16 protein-coding genes are annotated in these 22899 nt (G+C 60.6%); 8 read left to right on the top strand and 8 right to left on the bottom strand.

Going from position 1 to position 22899, the window contains the following annotated elements:
- Positions 1-5 precede the first annotated feature (5 nt).
- Positions 6-1004 carry a tRNA dihydrouridine(20/20a) synthase DusA gene (dusA, locus tag FJ428_RS16300; RefSeq protein ID WP_140879786.1) on the bottom strand — a complete coding sequence of 333 codons (999 nt, stop codon included), beginning with the start codon at positions 1002-1004 and terminating at the stop codon, positions 6-8.
- Positions 1005-1119: 115 nt separating this feature from the next.
- Here dusA and FJ428_RS16295 point away from each other — a divergent pair, with 115 nt between their 5' ends.
- Positions 1120-2181, top strand: coding sequence for a site-specific integrase (locus FJ428_RS16295; RefSeq protein ID WP_140879785.1), 1062 nt, complete (start codon positions 1120-1122; stop codon positions 2179-2181).
- 193 nt (positions 2182-2374) lie between these two features.
- Here the strand turns inward: FJ428_RS16295 and FJ428_RS16290 are convergent, their stop codons facing one another.
- Both FJ428_RS16290 and FJ428_RS16285 read right to left on the bottom strand, forming a co-directional pair.
- On the bottom strand, positions 2375-3445 hold the full coding sequence (locus tag FJ428_RS16290) for a PAS domain-containing sensor histidine kinase (RefSeq protein ID WP_140879784.1): 1071 nt from the start codon (positions 3443-3445) through the stop codon (positions 2375-2377).
- A 529-nt stretch (positions 3446-3974) separates the two neighbouring features.
- Positions 3975-4985 carry a LysR family transcriptional regulator gene (locus FJ428_RS16285; protein ID WP_281405851.1) on the bottom strand — a complete coding sequence of 337 codons (1011 nt, stop codon included), beginning with the start codon at positions 4983-4985 and terminating at the stop codon, positions 3975-3977.
- 269 nt (positions 4986-5254) lie between these two features.
- On the opposite strand from FJ428_RS16285, the gene FJ428_RS16280 reads away from it, so the two are divergent.
- The 4 genes from FJ428_RS16280 to FJ428_RS16265 all read left to right on the top strand — a co-directional run bounded on the left by FJ428_RS16280 (position 5255) and on the right by FJ428_RS16265 (position 8905).
- Positions 5255-5914 (top strand): ABC transporter permease subunit, encoded by a 660-nt coding sequence (locus tag FJ428_RS16280; RefSeq protein WP_140879783.1) that lies wholly within the window; start codon positions 5255-5257, stop codon positions 5912-5914.
- 12 nt (positions 5915-5926) lie between these two features.
- Positions 5927-6676, top strand: a complete 750-nt coding sequence (locus tag FJ428_RS16275; RefSeq protein WP_140879782.1) for an ABC transporter permease subunit — start codon at positions 5927-5929, stop codon at positions 6674-6676.
- A 52-nt stretch (positions 6677-6728) separates the two neighbouring features.
- Positions 6729-7577, top strand: coding sequence for a transporter substrate-binding domain-containing protein (locus FJ428_RS16270; protein WP_140879781.1), 849 nt, complete (start codon positions 6729-6731; stop codon positions 7575-7577).
- Positions 7578-7651: 74 nt separating this feature from the next.
- On the top strand, positions 7652-8905 hold the full coding sequence (locus FJ428_RS16265) for a CapA family protein (protein ID WP_140879780.1): 1254 nt from the start codon (positions 7652-7654) through the stop codon (positions 8903-8905).
- 16 nt (positions 8906-8921) lie between these two features.
- Here FJ428_RS16265 and FJ428_RS16260 read toward each other — a convergent pair whose 3' ends face one another.
- The gene (locus FJ428_RS16260; protein ID WP_246675779.1) at positions 8922-9431 is read right to left on the bottom strand and encodes a helix-turn-helix transcriptional regulator; all 510 of its coding nucleotides are present in this window, start codon (positions 9429-9431) and stop codon (positions 8922-8924) included.
- 166 nt (positions 9432-9597) lie between these two features.
- Here FJ428_RS16260 and FJ428_RS16255 point away from each other — a divergent pair, with 166 nt between their 5' ends.
- The 3 genes from FJ428_RS16255 (at position 9598) to FJ428_RS16245 (ending at position 11609) form a co-directional block, all read left to right on the top strand.
- Positions 9598-9834: a helix-turn-helix domain-containing protein gene (locus FJ428_RS16255; protein WP_140879779.1), complete on the top strand. Its 237-nt coding sequence runs from the start codon at positions 9598-9600 to the stop codon at positions 9832-9834.
- 246 nt (positions 9835-10080) lie between these two features.
- Positions 10081-10320, top strand: coding sequence for a helix-turn-helix transcriptional regulator (locus FJ428_RS16250; protein WP_224518974.1), 240 nt, complete (start codon positions 10081-10083; stop codon positions 10318-10320).
- Positions 10321-10766: 446 nt separating this feature from the next.
- Entirely contained in the window at positions 10767-11609 is an 843-nt protein-coding gene (locus tag FJ428_RS16245) for a hypothetical protein (RefSeq protein ID WP_140879778.1), read from the top strand.
- Here the strand turns inward: FJ428_RS16245 and vsr are convergent.
- From vsr to FJ428_RS16225, 4 genes are all read right to left on the bottom strand, one after another.
- The gene (gene vsr / locus FJ428_RS16240) at positions 11568-11948 is read right to left on the bottom strand and encodes a DNA mismatch endonuclease Vsr (RefSeq protein WP_224518973.1); all 381 of its coding nucleotides are present in this window, start codon (positions 11946-11948) and stop codon (positions 11568-11570) included. The two genes, FJ428_RS16245 and vsr, sit on opposite strands and share 42 nt — an antisense overlap.
- 35 nt (positions 11949-11983) lie before the next feature.
- Positions 11984-13156, bottom strand: a complete 1173-nt coding sequence (dcm, locus tag FJ428_RS16235) for a DNA (cytosine-5-)-methyltransferase (protein ID WP_140879776.1) — start codon at positions 13154-13156, stop codon at positions 11984-11986.
- 79 nt (positions 13157-13235) lie between these two features.
- Positions 13236-19349 carry a DEAD/DEAH box helicase gene (locus FJ428_RS16230; protein WP_140879775.1) on the bottom strand — a complete coding sequence of 2038 codons (6114 nt, stop codon included), beginning with the start codon at positions 19347-19349 and terminating at the stop codon, positions 13236-13238.
- A complete protein-coding gene (locus FJ428_RS16225) occupies positions 19346-22582 on the bottom strand; it encodes an STY4851/ECs_5259 family protein (RefSeq protein WP_140879774.1) in 3237 nt (1078 codons plus the stop codon). Before FJ428_RS16225 ends, FJ428_RS16230 begins: the two co-directional genes overlap by 4 nt.
- Between the last annotated feature and the right edge of the window lie 317 nt (positions 22583-22899).

Genomic DNA, 22899 nt, shown 5'->3' with positions numbered 1-22899 from the left:
GCGGTTCAGGCGGCCTTGTCGACCGCCCCGCTGAGGTCGACCGCAGCGAACGCCGTCTTCAGCACCTGCGGCCCAGCGCCGGGGCGCGTTGCATCCGTGGAGAGGATCTGGCGGTAGCGGCGCGCACCGGGCAATCCATGGAACAACCCGACCATATGGCGGGTGACGTGGCCGAGCCGCCCGCCCTGTTCGACATGGCGTGCGGCGTAGCCGGCCATGACATCGATCAGCGCGGCGAAATCGAAGGGACCGGTCCGCTCTCCATAAAACATGGCATCGACGCCGGTCAGAATGCCTGGAGTATGGTAGGCGGCGCGGCCGAGCATGGCGCCGTCGAGGTGCTGGAGATGCGTCTGCGCCTCTTCAAGCGATTGAATACCGCCATTGATGCCGATGAATTCGCTCGGTTTTCTCGCCTTCAACCGATAGACGCGGCCATAGTCGAGCGGCGGGATGTCGCGGTTTTCCTTGGGGCTCAGCCCCTCCAGCCATGCCTTGCGCGCATGCACCCAAAGGGCGTCGGCGCCGGCCGCGAAAACACCGTCTGCAAGCGCATCCAGCGCCGGCTCGGGATCCTGCTCGTCGACGCCGATGCGGCATTTGACGGTTACGGGAATGGTCACCGCCGCCTTCATCGCCGCGACACAGTCGGCGACGAGGTCAGGCACCTTCATCAGGCAGGCGCCGAACGTACCGGACTGGACGCGGTCCGACGGGCAGCCGACATTGAGGTTGATTTCCTCATAGCCGAAAGCCTGGCCGATGCGCGCCGCCTCGGCCAGCTTCCCCGGATCGGAGCCGCCGAGCTGCAGCGCGACCGGATGTTCCGCATCGTCGAAACCGAGCAGGCGCTCGCGCGCGCCCTGGATGACCGCGTCCGCCACCACCATCTCGGTGTAGAGCAACGCACGGCGAGTCAGCTGGCGATGGAAGAACCGGCAATGGCGGTCCGTCCAATCCATCATAGGCGCCACGGCCAGTCTATGATCTTGATTTTTCAGCATTTTTTCTTTAACATCAAATCGTTAGAACGTGCCGAGTGCACACGAATTTACGCCAGAATACGACCCTTTTCGCCACGTTTCGATCTCTCAGTGCACACGGAGCGCACACGAAAATATGGCCACTTACACAAAACTCTCGTCCGGTTCCTGGCGTGTCCAAGTCCGTCGCAAAGGTCGCTACGTCAGCGAGACCTTCCTGCGTCGAGACGATGCACGACGCTGGGCAACCGACACCGAGCGCCAGGTCGATCGTGGCGAGACGCCGACAAAGTCCCGTATAGCGCGCCTGAAGACCTTCGGCGAACTCATCGACCTTCATATCGACGACATGTGCGATGTAGGCAAGTCCCCTCTCCGCTCCAAGGCCGCGACACTCGACATGCTGCGAAGACATCTTGGCAAGTGCAATATGGCGGCTCTCGATCGCGAGCGGCTCATTCGTTTCGGCCGCGATCGTGCCGCCCAAGGCGCCGGACCGGTGACTCTCGGCATCGACATCGGCCTGATAAAACTCATCCTATCCCACGCTGCTGCGGTACACGGCCTGCCGGTCAAGGTCGAACCCGTTGATCTCGCGCGTATCGCCCTAAAGCGGCTTGGCCTTGTTGGCAAAGGGCATGAGCGCGACAGGCGGCCGACCCAGGATGAGCTTGATAGGCTGATCGCTCACTTCGACGAAAACCCTCGTCAGATTGCACCGGTTAGCCAGATCATACGTTTCGCCGTCGCAACCGCGATGCGCCAGGAGGAAATCTGCAAAGCACGTTGGTCCGATCTGGAAACGCACACGCGAATGCTTCTGATCCGTGACCGGAAAGACCCGCGGCACAAGAAGGGCAACAATCAGCGCATACCGCTGTTCGCGGCTACCGGTTACGACGCATGGGCAATTGTCGAGGAGCAGCAGGCAAGGCGCAGCAATGACGATGATCGAATTTTCCCATTCAATCATAGGTCAGTCGGCACCGCCTTCCGTCGAGGGTGCGCTGACCTTGGCATCCAAGACCTTCATTTTCATGACTTGCGGCACGAAGGGACAAGCCGCCTTTTCGAGGCCGGATTCACGATCGAACAAGTTGCGCTGGTAACTGGGCACAAGGACTGGAAAATGTTGAAGCGCTACACCCATCTGAAGCCGGAGGCTCTCCACGCGCTGCTGGCGGCGCGCGCCGCGTAGATGTCTCGAGCACGAGTTGCACAGGTTTGAAGGCTGGAACCCGGGCAGGCAAGCGACATCTCTATGCCTTTATAGAGCGCTGAGAGCAGCGGTCGCCACGTGTGTCCGCTGACGTTGATGAGCAGAACGCCGGCAACAATCGGGAGTCAATGGTTCGTTAGAGCCTGAAGGCGGGCCTCGTGGCAGCGATTTTTTAAGCCGCTCGTGGTACCCGGGAGGTGAATGTCGCCCGGGTCACCGCCACGCTGGTTCCACCGGCGTCGCTGATGACGTCGACCCTTGCTTCCAGCTGTTTGACCAGAGCTTCGACGATGGCCGTTCCAAGCCCAGTAGCTGGTATGTCGTTGGCGATCTTGCCGACGCCATTGTCCGAAACCGTCAGTTTCCAGTCGATGCCGGCGGTCTCGTAGCTGACCTGGATGCGGGCGCCGGCCTTCTCCTTGGGGAAGGCATATTTGATGGCGTTGAGGACGAGTTCGGTGACGATCAGTCCCAGGCTGACGGCACGCTGCGAGTCCATCCTGCCGCCTTCGGCCGTGACGGTGACCGTGATCGGCTGAGCTTCGCCGACCATCGACGAGGCGAGGCTGCTGCACAATTTCGGTAGGTAAGAGCTAACGTCGATCTCGTCGATACCGGCTGCGGTGTGGAGATGGCGCTGCACTTCGGCCACGGACAGAACGCGCTGGTGAGCGTCCTTGAGATGCTGGCGCGTCTCTTCCGAGGTGACGGATCGTGCCTTTAGCAACAGGATGCTGGCGATGATCTGAAGGCTGTTGGCAACTCTATGCTCCATTTCGCGCAGCAGCACGTCTTTCTGGTGGAGCAGATCTTCCGTGCGCTTGAGCAACTCCTCTTTCTCTCTCTCAATCACCCGGCGGGCGGTTATGTCATTGAAGGCGAGCAGGATGGTGATGGCCGAACTGTGATCGTAGAGCACCTTGCGGGCATTGAGCAGCATGATGCGGCGGCCGATTCGCGGGAAATCGTGCTCGACCTCGAAACCGTCCATTGCGGTCTTCTCGGGAATGATTGTTTCGAGCAACAGGCGAAGTGCGGGAATATCCCACTGACCGTCGCCGAGCGCGTAGAGCAGCGAGCCTTGAGTCTGCGCGGGGTCGACTTCGAATGCCTTGTAGAAGGAGCGACTGGCGGCCAACACGCGAAATTGTTCGTCCAGCACGAGAAACGGCTCGGTGATTGTGTTGACGATCGCCTGCGCCAGTGTCTGCGCATCTTCGATATTCGCGATGGGTTGAAACATAGGCACAAGCCAGACGAGCGGCGTTTTGCCTCTCCAAGCGTGGACGTTACACACTTGCCCGACCATTGTCGCGAAGTAAATCGGCCGCGTGTTTTACGGGCCGAAAAGGTTGACGGGGATGGTGCAAGGGTGCAGCGAAAGCCCGCGCCTCTTGCGGAGGGCGCGGGCCGATCGGGACGGCCGATCTTCGGCAAGCAATGGAGGGCACCTCCTGCCGCGAGGATCGAATTTAGATGCCACTACGCGGTCGAACACGACTTCCCTAAGCTTGGCCGAAGAACGATGCCGACCGGCGTCTCGATGCTTGCGCAGAGCCTTCCTTCAGCCGATTATGAGAGCGGGTTTTCCTTACCCAGCAATTTGTCGAACCGGACGCCAAGGCGTGGGCAACTGCGCAGGTGGCAATCACGTCACCAAGGGCTCTTCCGGACACCGTCGACGACACCCTCGCATCCTAAGCTGGGATCGACATGCGGTTTCGCCGCCGGCGCGAGGCGGTCTCTTTAACTTCGGCAATGGCCTTATCGCCTTATCCTCGCGGGCGCGCAGTATTCGCACGACTTGTCAAACGATCCGGCGCACACGCCGCACTTGGCCGCCTGGCGTCGTTCTCTCGCCGCCCCTGAGGAATATCGCCCTCTCGGGTGGAAAACGCAGTGATGATCGCCTGGAGCGACACATTTAGTACGTTGGAAAAGGTCCTGCCCTTCTGCCAAATCGCCACGTAGTGATACAACGCGGATGGTTCCACGGGCTTTATTCCCAGCTGAAATGCCGCGTATTCGCGCGCAATGATCTCATTGGTGATTGAAATGCCGAGGCCAGCCGAAACGTATCCGGCCTCGTGACCGTTGCAATCGAATTCCACCAGTATGTTTGGCTCAACGCCGGCGAAGCGCAACGCATTGAAGTTCATCTGATGGGCGGCGAACTGGGGATCGATATCGACGATCGTTTCGCCTGCCAGGTCTTGAGCGCCAATACATGTCTGTTTTGAGAAGCGATGGTCGGGATGAAAGATGCACACGTTTCGTGCCGATCCCAGCGGCGCCCATTCAAACAGACTTGGGTCGAGCGGCAATCTCGAGATCCCAAGATCTGCCCGCCCAGCCAGGATGTGCTCGCCGATCTGGTCGTAGCTTCCCGAGATAGACCGGACATTCGAAGCCGTCTTTGCGTGGATAATCGCCACGACCTTGGGCAAGGTCACAAAACCGAAAACAGAAGGCGCGGCAATCGCAATCCTCTGCCTTTCCTCGTTCTTCATCGCGAAGATCGACGCTTCCAGCCGATCCAGGGACGTCAGGGCAAGTTCAACGTTTCGCAGGAGTTCCCAGGCTTCCTGCAAGGGGACGATTCGGTTGGCTGATCTCTTGAATAGTGTGATGCCGAGCGTGGTCTCGAGTTGCTTCACATGTTGACTGACGGCGGGCTGGCTTATCCCGAGCGCAACCGCTGCTCGCCTTGTCGAACCGGCCCGCAACACTTCTCGGAAGACCTTCAACTGACGGAGCTTGAGGTCGCTCTGCAGCAACTCCATTGCCTGCGCTCCTTTCCCTGATAACGCCACCCCGGAAGCATACCGCCAACCCAGGGAGCAACGAACCGCTTCAGTATATAACGGTGCGTTATAGATAAAATAATAAAAATTATAGATTGAGTGTGTAATTTCAGGCGCTAGAATTAGCCAATATCTTAAATTAACTCCAAATTACAAATATAACAATTCGCAACCTTGGGTTATACGACTTGGTCTGAGTGACACGGACCGTCGTATCTCGCGGTATTGCGAGCCAAGGAACGCGCCCCATGGGTGGTTTTACTACTCAGTTTGTTGTCGCACTCACCGTGACCATAAGCCTGGCTCTTGTCAGCGGCTGCCTGGGTACGGCATTCGGGCTGTTTCTGGCCATTTCGAAGGGCACGGCACAGCCGCGCCTCAACAGCGTCGTGACGGCCTACTCGACGGTTGTTCGTGGTGTACCAGAACTTCTCATTATCCTGCTCATCTACTTCGGCGGAACGACCCTCGCCAGCAAGATCGCCGGCCGGTACGTGGAGGTGAACGCATTCACCGCAGGCGTTATCGCGCTCTCGGTCGTCTTCAGCGGCTATGCGACCGAAGTGTTTCGCGGCGCGATTGCGGCGGTGCCAGCGGGCCAAGCCGAAGCGGCAAAGTCGCTTGGGCTGAACGCCTGGCAGCGCTGGATGTTCATCATCGGACCGCAGATGCTGCGGCTGGCGCTGCCGGCCTATGGCAATCTCTGGATTTCGCTCTTCAAGGACACCGCACTGGTCTCGATCGTCGGCCTGGCCGACATCATGCGCGTTGCGTATGTGGGGGCCGGATCCTTGCGCGCACCATTGACCTTCTATCTTGCGGCCGCCGCTCTCTACCTCTCGCTGACCACCGTCACGCTGCTGTCGATCCGGCTGGCTGAGCGACGCTATCCAGCCCTTGGCCGGTAGGAGGGAGCGACCATGAACCTCGGCTTGATGTTTGACGCTCTGGTTGTCCTGCCTTCGGGCATTGGCCTCACCTTGACCCTGACGGTCCTGTCGCTGACGGCCGGATTTCTTCTGTCGGTGCCGTTGGCCTTCATCCGCGCGTTTGGACGTCCCGGCCTCTCGCTCGCGGTGCTGGCATACACCTATGTCATCCGCGGAACGCCGATGCTCGTTCAGCTCTTCCTGCTGTACTATGGCCTCGGTCAGATCGAGGCGGTGCGAGCCAGCATCTTCTGGGTGATCCTGCGCGACCCTTTCTGGTGCGCCCTTCTGACATTTTCGCTGAACAGCGCGGCACACACCACCGAGATCCTGTGCCGCGGTCTCCAGTCCGTGCCTAAGGGTGTCACTGAGGCGGCCAAGTCTCTCGGCTTGAAACGCTTCCAGACCGCTCGCCTGGTCACCTTCCCGATCGCTTTCAGGATATCGCTTCCGGCCTACGGCAACGAGATCGTGGGGATGATCAAGGGTTCGTCCCTGGCAAGCACCGTAACGCTGCTCGAGATCACCGGCATGGCGAGACAGATGGTGTCGACCACGTTCGCGCCGTACGAGATCTTCATCGTCGCCGGAGCGATCTACCTATCGCTCACCTCGATCGCGGTGAAAGCGATCCAGTTGCTGGAGCGATGGCTTTCGACCGACGGCCATCCTGTGCGTCGACGAAAGCCGCGATTGCGCCCACCATTGCCTGATCCCGAGATCACGACGCCCCTGCCCTGACCCGCCGGTCTTTCGGCAGCCCTTTCCATCCAAACCAACGAAGAGGTGCATCATGCGCATACCCCTGGCTATTGCTGTTTCTATCGCTTCCCTGATGTCGGCATTCCCAGCCGGAGCGCAAAGCGAGCGCGTGATTTCGATCGCCTCCGAAGGTGCTTCGCCGCCTTGGGACTCTACCGACGCGAACGGTCAACTTTACGGTTACGATATCGATGTTGGACAGGAACTGTGCCGCCGCATCGAGATCAAATGTACCTTTGTCCCGCAGGATTGGGACGGGATCATCCCGGCACTGCTTGTCGGCAAGTTCGACGTGATCATGTCTGGCATGGCGATCACGGAAAAGCGCAAGCAGAAGATCGCGTTCTCCGTTCCCTACGCCACCGGCTTCAACCAGTTCGTGGTGCGCAAGGACCTTGGTCTCGACGCCGGCGACACCAAGGAGAAGGTCAACCTCTCGACCATCGGGGACAAGGAGAAGGCGACCATTGAACGCCTCAGATCGACACTCGCCGGCAAGGCGATCGGAGCCCTGCGCTCGTCGAATTCGGAAGCGGTCGTGAAGGAAATGCTGGGCGATGTCGTGACCATCCGCAGTTATGACAGCCAGGACAACATGAAGCTCGATCTTGCCGCGGGTCGCATCGACGGCGGCCTCGCCGACTATTTCACCTGGCGGGATTTTCTGGAGACGCCTGCCGGCTCGGATGTGGTGTTTTTCGGCCCTGAACTGAAAGGCGGGCTCTGGGGGCCCGGCGTCGGCGCCGGTATGCGCAAGGACGACGCCGAACTTCTCACCAAGTTCAACGCGGCAATCGACGCCGCCACCAAGGATGGGACGATCAAGGCGCTGAGCCTGAAGTGGTTCAAGAGCGATATCTCACCTGCCCTCCCGCAATAGCCGGTAACCGACTTCGACATTGACGTGGCGCTGGCCGGAACGCCGGCGCCCTCCCCTCCTTCAAGGCGAGTTCCATGAAAGACCAGTTCTGCGCGGTCGTTACCGGCCAATCCCTGATCACGCACGACGTCCGTGACGTCAAAGACGAACGCTTCATCGCTGTTACAGACTTCCTGCGCCAAGGCGACGTCGTCTTCACCAATTTCGAGTCGACGATCCTCGGCAAGCACGGCGGTTGGCCGACCAAGGGCAAATACTTCGGATATTCCAGGGCTGAAGTGCTCGATGCATTGCAGGCCATCGGTTTCAACGCGCTTGCGCTCGCGAACAACCACGCCTTCGATCTCGGCGCCGGCGGCATCCTCTCGACGCTGGAGGAAGTGGAAGCGCGCGATTTCCTGCATGCCGGCATCGGAGCCGACGAGACGGAGGCCAGAAGACCGGGCCGACGCCGATTGGGCGCACGTGAGGTCGCGCTTCTTGCGATGGATGCAGGCCCCGGCCCTACCAACATGTATGCCGAAGACCGCACGGCCTTCCGGCCGCCTCGGCCCGGCGTCAATCGCCTGAACACCGTTCGCAAGATGGGGGTGCCGGACGGACATTTCAGCAGACTGGCAAGACTGGGCGCTCATTTGCAAAGCTCGCCCTTTGAACTGGCTAACTATGCGCAACCAGAGGACCCGGTAGAGGTGGCAGCCGGCAAGGAGATCAATTTCTACGGCACCGTGTTCACGCAGGCCGCCGATTTTGGCCGTCTGATCGAAGTCGATCAGCGGAGCGCGAGTGTCCATCTGTCCGCCATCCGGAACGCGGCGGCACAAGGCGATTTTGTCATCGCCTATCTTCATCACCATCATTGGGAACCAAGTTGGCAGGATGTGCCGCGCTGGGTGCAGACCTTTGCCCGGATGTGCATCGACGCCGGCGCCAACCTCTTCGTCAGCCACGGCGCTCCGGTGCTGCAGGCCGTGGAAATCCACAATGGCTCGCCGATCTTTTACGGCCTCGGCAACTTCCTTTTCCACGTACACCCCGAAGAAACCGAATGGGATCCCCCGGAAGTCTGGCAAAGCGTTGTCGCCGCGTGCCGCTATGATGCCGGCGGGAACCTAGCGGGAATAGACCTCCTGCCCGTAGCGATCGGCGCGGACCCTCAGTCCCTCGGATCAGCAACAGGCAGATTGGTACCCGTCGCCGTGACGGGAAGCGCGGCGCGAGACATCCTCGAGGGATTCGCGACCCGCTCGCGGGCGTTCGGCGTCGAAATCGAAGTGTCCTCGACTTGCGGCCGCATCGCCCTGCCCGCTGCCCGAAAATTCGGCTGACGGGCCCGACCGGCCGTCAGACGGTATTGCTTTCGGCCGGCGGGAATTCGCCGGCCGTCTCGCTGTCCGCCTTTGTGTCTAGCAGGGCCAGTTCTTCTCCTAACGCTGCGATCAGGGACGAGACGCGACCGCGCACACGCGGCGGAAGGTTCACAAGCCCCTCGATCAGGCGCCGGCCTTCCGCGCTGGCGATGAAATCCAGGCGCTCATCGACCGGCAGCGGCCGCGCCTCGACGCGGGTCTCATCGTTTCCTGGCAGGCCTTCGAAGAAGCGGCCGACAGGAACGCCGAGCGAGCTGGCAATCTCGTAGAGCATCGACGCGCTTACGCGATTGCGCGCGTTCTCGTATTTCTGGAGCTGCTGGAAACTGATGCCTATGGATCGGGCAAGCTGGGCTTGCGATACGTCGGATTGGACGCGAACGGTCGCAATCTGCCTGCCGACATGCTGATCGGCGGGATGAGGATCACTCTCGATCTTTGGCTTCGGCTCCATCCGAAGGAGAAACGAGCGTTGCGGTTTCAACAAGGCCTTTCGATGCTCCACTAGTGAGCCGGACAGAACCTGTCGCACGCTCCGGGCTCTTCGCGCCGATGTTTTCTGAAATGTCGAATCGCCATTTAATATACCTTATAGGGTGCAAAATAACCCTATAGGTGGCAAAGAATATCGGCCTGCCGATTGTGGACTCATGGTCAGTCCACGACAGATTCGAGCCGCACGGGCTTTGCTTGGTTGGTCGCAGCAGGAGCTTGCTGACAAGGCAATTGTGTCACTGAATGCGCTGGCCCGGTTGGAGAATGGCAAGGTAGATTCCCGGATCAGCACTCTGCAGGCCATTGAGGCGGCTTTGATAAAAGCCGGTGTCGAATTCTTGTCCGCTGGCCAAAAGGGTGAAGGTGTACGGCTCTTAGATCCTCAGGCTTGAACGTTCAGTTGGCGGGGAAGACGGGTTCCCATTCTCGCAATTGCAATTGCCCAAGCACCCTCCTGCGGATGACGAGAGGCAAAGTCGTGGTATTGTCGAATCACCCATGATCCGAACTCGCTTAAACTTGGTCGTGGTCAGGCTGGGCAGATGCCATCCGCCCGTCAACTAGATCGCAATTTGTCTAACATCCGACATTTAAGCTGACATTCGATCCAAAGTCAAACAAAAAGACTGATTTTAACGATGAGCCAAATTTCGGTGGAGCAATGCAGAGGCGCCAGAGCGATGCTCGGCTGGAGCCAAGCTGAACTAGCAGAAGCTGCAAGTGTTTCGCGCGCTACGGTTGTGGATTTTGAACGAGGATCGCGCATCCCACATCGCAACAACCTCGGTGCCATCCGCGAAGCGCTCGAAGCTGCCGGTATAAAATTTATTCCGGAGAACGGCGGCGGTGCCGGCGTGCGCTTGGCCAAACGGCGATAGTGGCGCCGAACGCACCGCTTCGAGCGATTTGCTCAAACCTGAGGCCATCCTGATTTGCGAATTGCTACTTTTCCGTCATAGCGGATGCCTCTCGCATCTTTCGTTTGCAGCTGCTGGGGGAGCTTCCAAGAGCGTGACCCAGCAAGCAGCGTGTGTGGGACGCAACGTATCACTGCGCCTGCGGGCTACCCGAGCACGTGGCGTTTCATTCTGCGAATCGCGAAGCCGTCGCAAAAGAGCTCAAGTTCTTAAAAGGGAAGCTCGGGTGGGATAAGGCTCCGCCGGGGAAGACCCGCACGTAGAAATTAATAATTTAACCTGCCGATTGATCCATGACCTTGGCTGGCATTGACTCGTTTCCTAACGTGCCTTCAAACTTTGAGGTGGATTCGGGAAGAATGACGGTCAGTTGACTGTCACGCGGAGTCCGGAGATCGAAGAGCGCGATGCACGGGCCGCAAATCCTCATTCGGACATTGTCACCCACAACACGCCGTGACCGGTCCGGTAACCTCTGGCAATATCATTCGCGCAGTGACCATCATTCGAAGGTCGCTTGCTGGGGGGTAATCTTCGATCTACTCGCGACTACCCCGCTTCTGCGGCGCCACGTCGAAGCGGGCGTCGTCTGCTTCGGCATCAATCATGAGATGCGCGACTTCGTGCATGATCGTAAAAAGAATCTCGATCTCGTCCTTTGCATGCCGAGTGGAACGGCGACCAATGATACGCTTGCAAGCATCGCCGCCGGCTACGACATCGAGTTGACAGCAGGCGAGCGTGCAATCCTGAATGGCCTTCCAACACTCGTCCGGGCACCAGTAGGGTCAGTGATCTTGGCGCTCGAAGCCAAGGCATGCATGACTGCGCATCAGCGCGCTCTGCCGCGGCTCTACGATGAGCTAAACTCTTCACATCTCACGGTTCACGGGTCAAGCGAACAGGCGATAGCGGTCGGATTCACGATGGTAAACATCGCCGAGCATTATCTCAGCCCCGATCTCAATAAGAAGAATCGGGCCGCCGATCCCGAGTGGAGCCAGCACAAGCAGCCACGTGACGCTCAACTTGCGATCGACAAGATCAAACAGCTCCCCCGTCGGTCCAAGGTCGGCGACGTCGGTTATGATGCGCTCTCGATCGTGGTGATCGACATGCCAAACGATGGGACGCCAGTTGCACTGATCAAGACACCTCCGGCACCTCAGCCAGGTGATATTTACCACTACGACACTATGATCGCGCGGCTATCGGGAATCTATGCGACACGTTTCAAGGATCTTGCCTAACTTGGCGCGAATGCGACCCCTCTCACATTCCCAAATTACGACTACGCGATAGCCGTCCTGTCGAAGGCGGCGAATTGCCCGCGCGTCTCGACGTCGGTTGTCGCGGAATTTCGTCGTCCAAAAGTCGCTGTTGGATTTTGGGATGGTGGCTCTTCGGCAGCCGGTGTGATGGTGCCAAAAACAGCCATTGACGAAGACGGCCCAGAGGCGCGAGCGGTTGGCAAAATCCGGGCTGCCAGGGAGCTTTTTAACGTTCTTCCGATAGTGGAGACCCAACTCGCGAAGGACGGTCGCTACCGTCGCTTCCATCTCCGTGCCTCTCTGTCGGACCAACGCCATCCGCGCCGACGTGTCGGGGTCTGGTCGTGGCGCCCTCATTCCGCGGCGACAGCGAGTTCCAAGTCTTTCGTGCGCTCCGGCGTCTCCATGCGTTCGAGATGGTACCGCAGACGATCCTGGAAGCCGTCGGCGAACCGAAGCACAGCCCGCTCAGTCCTAGAAAGGAACCCCCGCGTCGCACGCGCCGACAACGGCTTACCGCGATATCGAAGGAAATCCGTCAGGGCCGGCCGCACATCCCAACGTGGATACGCGTTTATGGAAACTGCATGCCGACGATCGCCATCGAAACGAGCGGCTCTAGGCCAACGGCCATTCGCTGGGAGGTCGGCGTCTCGGCCTGCATAGTAAGATCCCGGCTCGGCGAGCCGCCCGCCTAACCACTCGGCGACAGGAACAGAGACAGCATTGCCAATGAGTGACCAACGAAGCGATGCGCGCCCGACCATTTCGGCCGGCAATGTCCAATTTTCGGGAAAGCCCTGAAACCGTTCGGCGTCTCGAATATCCGGCGTGATGACCTCCCCCGACGGCAACAGGATCGCCGGCGGGGATGCGATGCCCACCGTCGATCCGTTCTTGAGTGTTGGAATCGCGTCTGGCGCCCAGCCCAGTCCGCGCACGCCCTCGGTCCAGTAAAAACCATGCGCGCGCGCGTCCAGATCGGTCGGCGCGAGCCGAGGTTCTGCCTCGTCGGCGAGAACGACCGAAGCCGGATCAACGTCCGACGTGGTCGCAACGAAGAGGACGCGTTCGCGCCTTTGTGGAAGGAACGAAAGGCTGTTCACTACGCGATAAGCCCAACGATAGCCGCGCTCTTCGAAGGCATCTATCAAGATGCGCATCGCGCTGCCCTTATCCAGTTGCAACATGAACGACACGTTCTCAAGCACGACCCATGGCACGCGCTGCTTGTCGATCAGTCGAAATACTTCTCCGACTAGGCCCGACCGCGCGCCGCCAATGCCTGCCGTTAGTCCGGCCTGGCTGAGGTCTTGGCAGGGAAATCCACCGACGAGCAGTTCGACTTCCTTCGGCAGCGTCTTTAGGTCGCAAACGTCCAACTCACATGGCACGTCGGGCATTCTCTCGGCGAGGACGGCACGCGCAGGTTCCCAGATTTCGCAGAGCAGGCTCGTCTCATGCCCCGCTTTTGCGAGGCCGCGCTCCAATCCCCCAATACCCGCGAACAGTCCCGCAACCTTCACGCGCTTCCTCCGATTCCATCTGTTTCAGACCTTACCGTCAAATCCGCCACCAGCAAAGTTCCGATTTTGTTCTCGACCATTAATCCAACCTAGACGCGAAGAAAGTTCCGTTCGGTCCATTCTCGACCACGAAAGGCGCGTCCACTGCACGAAGCTGATCAGCAATTGGTGCCATCGGATCGAAGGCAACAACGCTGGCGGTTACCCACGATCCGACACCTTGGTCGAAGAAGATCGTCCCCGATCCTCTGGGCGTGCGAAAATCCAGCCGCCTTCGATGGGGAACGTCCTGATGAAGGTTGAGCCTCCCGGCGGGAGCAATTTGCGCAAGCAGATGCTGGAACACGACGTTGCGGTCGGCCACGTCCGGCCAGTCGTCCTTTAATGTCTTACCGATACGCGGACGGCGATTGTCGCGGCGCTGTACGAGCGTGTCGACGAAAATGGCGGTATTCGCATTCGCGAAACCCGCAAAAAGCTCCGCGACCAACCGCACGACAAGAGGACTGAACAGATAGCGATCTGAATAGCGCAGCTCGCTACATGGCTCGGACAAAACGGCGGCGAGCGTCTCGTTTCGGCCGATCATGAGGGCCTTCAACCGCTGTCCGAAGCCAGTGACCGGGCCATCTAACTCGTTGTACAGCTCGAAAATTGTTTCTCTCACTCTCTCAACGAGCAGCGATCTCGAGTCGATCGTCGCCGGGCTTTCGTTTATGCGCTCCCTCTTCCCCCGCACCACTGGCGCACCTGATGTGCTCGCCCAGCCGGAGCCGATACGATACGCCTCGCGATCGAGGGAAGCCCAAGCGAACGCCCGGTCGGTCGCAGTCACGACCGCCAGGATTTCCGCATCCGCTCTTGGTAGAGAGCAGAGCGATGCTCGGGCCCTTTCGATCCAAAGGGCGATGCGGCGCCGAGTGACTGCATCGGCGCGCTCCAACGCGGCTCTGTCGACTTCAACCGTCACCTTACGGCCTCGCGCGCCCCATCGCTCTACAACAGGAGCCATCGGCCAAGCATCGAAATCCCAGTTCGTCGGGTCGCCGTGCAGTACAACACAGAGTTCGGCAGCTGGGTCGGTTGTCATCCACTCGTTCAACGCGTCCGTAAGCGCCGCAGACTCGTAAGCGGTCGTGGGCCCGAACAAACGATGTTCCTCGGGAAGCGCAATGCGAGATAGCGTATTGGTGAGTAGATCAAACGCCGCGGCTCGATCGGTAGCCTCGACGGCGTGTTGCGCGTCGGGCGCGAGGACGCAGCGAGGACAGACACGCGTTGCGTTGCGATCGCCGCATCGGCCGGGCAGGCTGCAATCAAGGAACGTTCGCGCATCGCCAAGCAGGCCAACCGGATCGCGCGCAATCGTCGCGGAGAATCCAGCACCACCGCTCGCCCGGTCGAAAATGACGCTGCTCCAATTATCCCGCCCTTGTGGGTTCGGTGCGGCAGGCGCTGCGAACCCCATTTCGTCAGCATCCACGCCAAGGCGCTTTGCCACTGCTTCACGCAGGGCGAGCGCAATGGTCAATGCGACATCGCGTGAGCGGCAGTCGTAGAGTTGTATCTCACAAAGATCGGTCCTGATCTCGTGGGCCAGCATCAGATTGCGCGTGACTGCGTATGGGGCGAATTCTGGCGCGCCGCTGCAAGTGAAACCGTCGATTGCGGTTGGAGCGCCGCGCAACGGCTTGTGCTCCGACAGACCGGGGCCACCCAAGGCGTCTTCCTCAGCTTCGGCCCGGCCGCAATGCAGGCAGAGCGCATACCCGTGACCATGCTCACCGGGGTTAAACCAGAAGACCGTGCCATCCGGGCTAGCACGCACGCGCCCTACTGCCGGGTCCGGCAACGACCGCCAAGGCGCCTCACGCGTTGAGACCCAGGGATCGACCACTTTGGCTCCACCAATGTCAGATGGATCGTCATGAATCTTGAAACGGACATCCACTGAGAAGCCTCCCGGGCTCAGATAACGAACTGGGGTCATACTATTCGAGCCGCACTCGGCGCACGGCGTCTGTTCGATCGCGGAAGGTTTCGATGACAAGGCACCGCAAGTCTTACAGGACCACATTGTTCGCAGGCTTTGGATCTCGCGCAGACCTGCTGCCGATACGGGACGCTGCCAATTGAGCGTGACACCAGCGGATTCGCGAACCACGCCGTCGACGACGATGGCTCGGCCCGGGGCATACTCGTAGATACCGACTTCGCGTGAGCGTGAAGGATAGCCACGGCCGAAGCTGCGCTCCTGAGGCTCGCCTCCACCCCCGCCGGCCCGCTCCTTCGCCGATTTCTCGCTAGCCGTCTCGGTGACGAACTGGACCACGTCGGTGGGAAACCCATACGAAGGCAGGAACCCCCTCCCGGCCAATTCGCCCAGCAGGTAGCCGCGTTCCAGGCGATGACGCTGAAGTTCGCGAGCCTTGTTGATCGCGGCGAGCTCCACATCGCCCGCTGGACTTTCGTTGGTGGCGGATGCAAGCGCTTCCCATTCAGCCCGCAGTTCGGCCGTGATCCTCTCCATTCGTGTGCGAAGTACCTCGATGAGATCCCAACCCGGCGTGACCGGTGTTCCCGCTAGCAAGTGCGACAGCGCGGCCGTCATGGCACGGTTCGACGGAACCGCGTCGAGCCACGCCAAGAAGGCGACCGCGGGGGCGGTCCCCGTCTCGAGAGTCGCTTCGGAAGTTAGCGCGAAGAAGGTCCCGTTGGTGAGCTTGTGGAGTTCCGTCCCGAGGCTCGCAAGGAAGCGAGCGAGGAGGAGCGCGGCGGCGTGGCGCGTCGCGATAGTCGGGCTCTCAAGGCTGACCCGAGGCGTCCTAACTTGGCGCTCAAGGTAGTCCAATGGGTTGGCGATGGTCATCCGATCGAGCGGCCGGTCCTTACACAGCGTCAACCCGACGGCGATCGGCTGGCGTTGCCGGCCCGCGCGACCGACACGCTGACGGTAGTTGGCAATCTCTGGTGGTGTATTGGTGTTGAGCACGGCTTCGATGCTGCCGATGTCAACACCCATCTCCATCGTGGTCGAACAGCCGAGGACGTTAATTTTGCCCGCCTTGAATTCTCGCTCATAGCGCCTTAGCGTCGTGCTCGCCTGCTGAGCCGAATGCTCGGCGGCCCGCAGCCATGGCGAAAATTTCGCCGTTCGATCTTGCTGGTCGCCCCATTGACCAGCGTCGCGCCGCTCAACGACGATGGGGTCGGTCGCGAGCCACGCATCCATCGCGTCCTCGTCGATTGCATGTCCGTCCGGGCCACGGCGCCAAGGAAACGGCAGTCGCGGAAGCGTCATTGGCGCGGCGATCGGATGGATGCCGTCCAAGTCGTAAGGGCTCCTTCCTCTCATCGTCGTGTCGAGGACACGTCTAGTCGTAGGGCACCAAAATGCCTTCTCGACCTTCGCCACCGCGAGATCGCCGAGTTTGAGACGGAATCCATTGTCGGTTGGCGTCATGAATCGTTGTAGAGCGTGCCAGGCATCGATCAGGACATCACTGACCTTGTCCTTGTGGACCTGATAGTCCGGGTCTAACTGCAACGCCTGAAACAGAAGCCGAACGACGCGCGTCAGGCGTACGCCATAGGGATTGGGCCAAAGGCGCACGTATAGGCTCGATTTTTCGCCCGGTGCCCAAGGCTTGACCTCAATATGGCTCTGGCGGCGATCGATCCAGTTCAGCCACCAACGCGGGAAGTCAAGCGCGACGTTGGTGCGCAGGAAATGAGTGACGAGGAGCCGCAGCAAATCGCGCCAATCTTCACCGGTCATCCCTACTGCTTGAGCCGACTTGGGAACGCGCGGCGCGGCATCGTCTATCCCAGGCAGCTCGAAACGGAACAGCCCGAGGGTTTCGGCCGAATTGGCGCGCACCGGTCGCCGCATGGCTTCCCGGTAAAGGAGGAATTCAGCGAGCATTTCAGGGTCCTGGAAGCGATCGTCGCGATTAGTGGTCGTCCAGAGCGCCCGGAGAAAATGATCAACCGTCGTGTGTCGCGCCAGGCGTCGGACAAGGTCGCGCCAGGGCCTCGCAGTGCTACCGACCATTCTCGCTCGTTCACGCTCAAGATCATCGGCCATGCCAGCGAACATTGCATCACCGGGATCTTCCCTGAGCCGAGCGATCCTCCTGTCGATCAAAGCTAGCGCCTCGCTGTCGACGCCAGCTCTTTCCTGGACGAACTGGTAGATGAAGCCGCGCACGAAAGTGCGTTCCGACGCGATCTGCACGTTGGCTGCATGGCGCGCTGTACCTTGCCGGGCGTCAGTGAATGTGATGAGCCGGCGACCGTCGAAGGGAAGCGGTTCGTCCGACACTGGCTCAGGCGACATGTCGGCCAGGAAACCCGGCGTAATCTGCGCCATGAGGAATGGCGCACCGGCGACTGCCGCCCGCATGGCGCCGCGGCTCGCATCTACCCGATTGGGTGCTTTCGTACAGGCCGGGCATTCGGAGATGTCTCGGCTGGCCGCGAAAACGATCTGCCGCCGAGCGTCACTATCGATGATGCCGGTTTCCAACTCCACACTTAGTCCGTGCGACCCGGCTTTCAACGGCAGCGTCAGATATCGACGCGACACTATCGTCGGCGCCTCGGCGCCGGCTCTCTCCTGCTCCTCCTCCTCTTGGAGGTCGCTTGGATCTTCGCGCTCAAGCGTTTGTTCGAATCCATCCTCGTCGTTGCCATCGCTCCACGCGGCGATACGTGAGCCGCCATCGTACTCCTCGGCTCTGAGGGCACCCTCGCCGCAAAGCGTGCAGCAGACCCATTCGAGAACGATAGATGAGCAATGTGGGCAATGCTCGCGCGTTTCGGAGAAGATCGGACCGTAAGGCCAATCGGAACCTTCCACGTGCCTGGGACTCGCCGAACAGGCGGGATTGACGCAAACCCACAAGCCCGCGACGGTCCGATGAAACAGATGAATTCGGTTGGGTAAAATGGCGTCTCCGCCGCTCGCTGCCATTACCGGGTCGGCGTGCGGGTCTTTTGCTCGCGCGGCCTCGACGAGTAATCGCGTCGCATCGACCGCACCGCCGGCGAGCGTTGATGCTTTCTCGGTCCATGCGCGCCACGAATAGATTTTGCCTGTCCGCAACTCTTCGCGCGTGGCGCGCAGCCGAGCGGACTGTGCGAGTAGGTGCCCACTTTCTATAGGGTCGAGGTTGGTGAGCGCTCCCGGTCGGAGCGGCCGCTCGTCATAATGCGGCGGTTCTGGCGGGAGCGGCGCCCGCTGCCCATCGACGACGTGGATCGCGTCGGCAGGCGCGCCTGACAGGTCTTGCAGGAAACGGCTGAGATCAGCCTTGGCGCTTGCTCCGCCAATCGTTGCAGACGTCGCCACGTAGCGGATCTGATCTGGGGTACGACCAAAGGCGAGCGCGACCCGTCGAAGGAGCAGCGCTATCTCAGCGGCTTGCGCGCCCATGTAGGAATGGGCTTCGTCGAGAACGATAAAGTCGAGTTTTCCTTGTGACGCCGCCAGAATCGGCGCGTCGTTCTGGCGAATGAGCATATATTCGAGCATCGTCGCGTTGGTAACGAGCACCGGGGGCGCAGAAGCGCGGAGTGCTGTGCGATCTCCGACGCGCCAGGGCTTCTGCGCGCGAACGGCGGCACGTGCAGTGTCGGGCGTCTCCCCATTGTAAAGACAATACCGAAGCGTTCCGCCGAAAGGCTCGAACCACCGGTGAAGTCGCTCTTCCTGGCTGCTAATTAATGCATTGAGGGGATAGAGCATGAGGGCGCGCACACCGTTGAGCGGTCGCGCGCCACCATCAGAGAGTCGCACCAAGCGATCGAGGATCGGAACGAGGAAGCATTCCGTCTTGCCGGAGCCAGTGCCGCTCGAAACGATCACTGAAGAGGGACATTCAGCCGTTAGATGTTGCCAAGCATCCGCTTGATGCACATAGGGTGGAAACGACACGGATGTAAGCACGTCGATCGTTCGCGGATCGAGCAGTCCCGGCTTGAGCGCCCCCCAACCACCGTCCAATGGCAACCATGGAAACGCGCCTTCCACAAAGGGTTCTGCGATCAGAGAGCCGTCGCTTCCGGCGGGCGCCCCCCAAGTGGCCCTAAGGTGGCTCACGAGGGTCCGCGATTTCGGGCGCAGCATACCTAGGATAGCGTCGGCTGCCTGCTCTGGCAGGCGCACCATCATGCGGTCGAAGTCGATCATGATTTTCTTTCTCCAACCCTAGCGAAGCCGCGAAGGACCGCGTCAATGCCTATCGGCACAATCGCTTCGAAATATTCGGGATCGTAAAGCCAGGCGTGGCGGCAACGCCGCTGTTCGCCCTCGTCGAGGGGTGTTCGACCGCTCGCATGATCGGCGATGGCAAAGGGAACCGCGATGACTTCCATGAAGCTTGGATCATAGGGCGCCCAGTGCGACTGCTGAGCTGTTCGGCTTCTGACGCCTAGCAGGCCTTGGGGTGGTGGGTCGTCGTCGTCGTGGCGGCCGATCAGACGGTCGATTTCGCGTCGCACTCGATCGCTTCCACCAATCTGAAGGAAGTTTACGGCCGCACCATCGATCGACGTTTTCTCACGCGCCATTTCGGGAGCGATCTGCATCAGAAAGACCGCCTTTGCATGGCCTGCCAGCTCTGGTCTCAGTCCAACGATGTCGTCGAGAGCGGTGATCGCGCTGCGGTAGGCAACGGAGGTATCGATCCCGACCTCCGTCAACCGCATCCTTGCATGCTCGATCCGAGCCGAGAAGGCGCTCAACCAGTTGCCAACGGTCGTCGAGGACCACAAAAATGGTAAGTCCCGCTGCAAGTCGAGCAGCGCCGCGCGCTCATCGAGGGAGTCACACGACGCAAGCAAGAGCGCGGCGAAGCCGGGCGAACGGTCGAATGCTTTCAGCGCGTCGATCGACGAGATAGGGAGGCCCTCGCGGCGAGCCAGCGTGAGAAGATCGATAATCGTGCGGCGATCTCGCGGGGCAACCTGTTCTGGTTGCGCATAGGCCTGAATAAAGGCGGCTGCGCGAGCGGCAGACCCATCGATGCCGATCGCCCGTTCGAACAAGGTTTCTTCTCCTGTGGCCGCCCTCGCCGCCGCAGGCACGATCCTCGGCCGGACCTTTGTGCCTTGCCGACGCCGACCATAGATCAGCCACGGGCCGGGCGGGAGTGCGCGGCTTAGTTCGGCACGCATCGCGACCTGGCTCGCGGGGGCCACGAGAGACACGGTGCCGGCTGCCGGATGTGCGAGCGAAATCCCTTGGAGATCCAGCCCATGCGTGGTTGCGAGCACGGAAAAGGCGTTTAGCGGGGGAGCGTCGAAAGGATCGACGTCCTCGGCATACCATCGCACATCGGCGATGTTGGCGGTCGCACCGATCGTGGAGAGTTCGACGCGGGCGTCCAAGCTCTCCGAGTTGCCGAGTAACTGCGTTATCGTATCGGCGAAGGCGGAAAGAGGAACTTCGCCGGACACGCGCCGTGTGATCGTCAAGCGCGGAGCATCGTTCGCGCGCAATTCCATGCACAAGGATACTTCGCGCGTGGCAAGGATTCGGAACCCCTTCAAGCCGTCGACCGAGAAGGTCGAACGCGGTGGGACGAGGACGTCGTTGGCGTCGATTAGGCGCAGGTCATAGTTCGGATCGGTGAAGGTCAGCGCGAGCTCTGCATCCCATCGCGGTCTGAGGACGATCGTCGATGCTCCGGTCGGGGGGCCGAGCCGAACAATCGCCATCTCGCCTTCGAACCGAACGTCCAGATTGGTCGACCCGCGCGCGCCGAGCAGTCGAGTGTCGAGCCCAGTAACCCGAAACTCCCTCCTGCCGCGATCCACCGCCAGGTCAAAGTTCGGCGGAACGATCGATGCCCCAATCGCGAATAGGAGCTCGCCATTCTCGATCACGGCGAGATCGACATTTCCCCATGGTTTCGAGCCATCGACCGATCGCCACGTTCCTCTTCCGCGAGGGCGCCAATGCAGCGTTTGGCGCCTCGGAGAAGCGAGGTGGCCATCTCGGTCGATCCATAGCTTCGGCATACCGCGGAACACGGACTCGCGCACATTGCGAACGAGATTGCCAACGAGTATAGGGCGTGCGTCGACTTCGCGCTCCGCCGCCGTCCTCCACGACGATCGCGCGCCCGCTAGCGTGAACGCTGCAGAGCCGCTGAAGCTGACGACACGACGATCGCCCGCGCAACGCCCGAGATCCGTGAAGCCAGCCGAGAACGAGACCGAGCGGAAGTGCTCATCGCGCACGGCGAGCGCAAGCGCGGGCCGGCTCGTCCGTGCAGGTGACGACCCCAACACTCGCAGCCTTGTTGGGGATTCGTTTTGGTCGACCTGCTCGATTTGGAGCGCGATGACAGGATCGTGCAGCGGCTCCCCACCGGCGGCGATGAACTCACCGACGGTGTTGCTGCCCGAATGTACAAGGAGACGCGCCTCGTCCCCCAAAGCGAGCGGCGAATCAAACTTGGCCACAAACGCGCGCAATTCGTGCGTTGGCGCGTCGTCCTTTTCATACGTCTCGATGGCGGCTACGGCGATCAGCTCCTGGCAGAATGGAGGGCGTGGAAAGATTCTGATCCTACGGCCGTCCAGAACTGCCTCGGCAACCGACGACGGCAAACGCCGCAGATCGATCCGTCCGGACAAGCCGAGCGAAGCCCGCGCCTGCCATTCGTCGTCAGCGCGAACTAGGTGTCGACTGACATCGAGCGCTGCGGCCCCATCGTCGCGAAGTCGGACGATTTGCTCGACCATGGACCGAATGTCCTCACATTCTACGTCGAACGGGAGTTCGTCTCGCCAGCCGAGCCTGTTCTGATCTAGATAGTCGACCGGGTCGCCGCGGGCTTCGGGGGGTGGGAGCGAAGCGCGCAGGTCGATGATCTTGTCGCAGAGATCGACTGCCGGATCGAATAGCGCCTGCGCCAAGCGGTCCGACACGCGCCATGCCTCGGCGCCAACGGCATCACGGGTCGAGAAACCTCTTTCGGCGCACAGCACCGAATTCTTCAGCCAGGACGAAATTCGCGGATCCTCGCGAACCGATGCGACCGGAAAGCCTGCCTCGCGTACTATGGCGAGGAGCCGCTCGCCTCCTGTCGGCTCGGGACGGCGCCAAACTCGCAATCCGAGGCTCACCAAGCTTTCGACGTCTCGATATTGGATCCGTGCATAAGGTCCGTAGTCCAGACCAATGGCTCGGAGCGGACGAATCCAATCCCAGTGGCCGCCGCTCCGCTCGCGTCTAAACCACTCCGCCACGTGCGACACGATTAGCGCCGCGCCATGACGATCGCGTACCGCCGAAAGGCCGCATAGACGCAAGATCGCGCCGATTCGGTCGAAGTCGGTGCGCGCGAACCTGTATGCATAGAGCGGACGGCCATCGGGCAGCGCCAGCCCCCGCGACTCTAACAGCGACTGCAATGCGTCTCTGAGTTCCCCCAAGATCCCCCCTGCTTGGAATGGTCCGCCCCAAACGCAGTCTGCACTGTTCGCCCAAGAATAACACCAAGAATCGGACAGTATGGGTACTCTCAAGCAAAAAGAGTAACTTGTCGCTCTTTCGGGCGATCGCTGGTTTTGCTCTTAGGAAGCTGTATGCAAGGATGCCTGGCGCCTGAGTACCTGATCCTACGACGGCCCGCGGCGCGTTTCGCCTGCGACGCTCGCTTTGGAGGACGAGGCGCGGGCTTGGGTTGGCCGGACGCTTTGAGAAAGGAGCAAATATGCCCATTGAAGAA

It is taken from the genome of Mesorhizobium sp. B2-8-1 (assembly GCF_006440955.1).
Lineage (GTDB): Bacteria > Pseudomonadota > Alphaproteobacteria > Rhizobiales > Rhizobiaceae > Mesorhizobium.
Note: the sequence above shows the minus strand (reverse complement) of the source record. Positions and strands in the feature narration are given on the sequence as shown.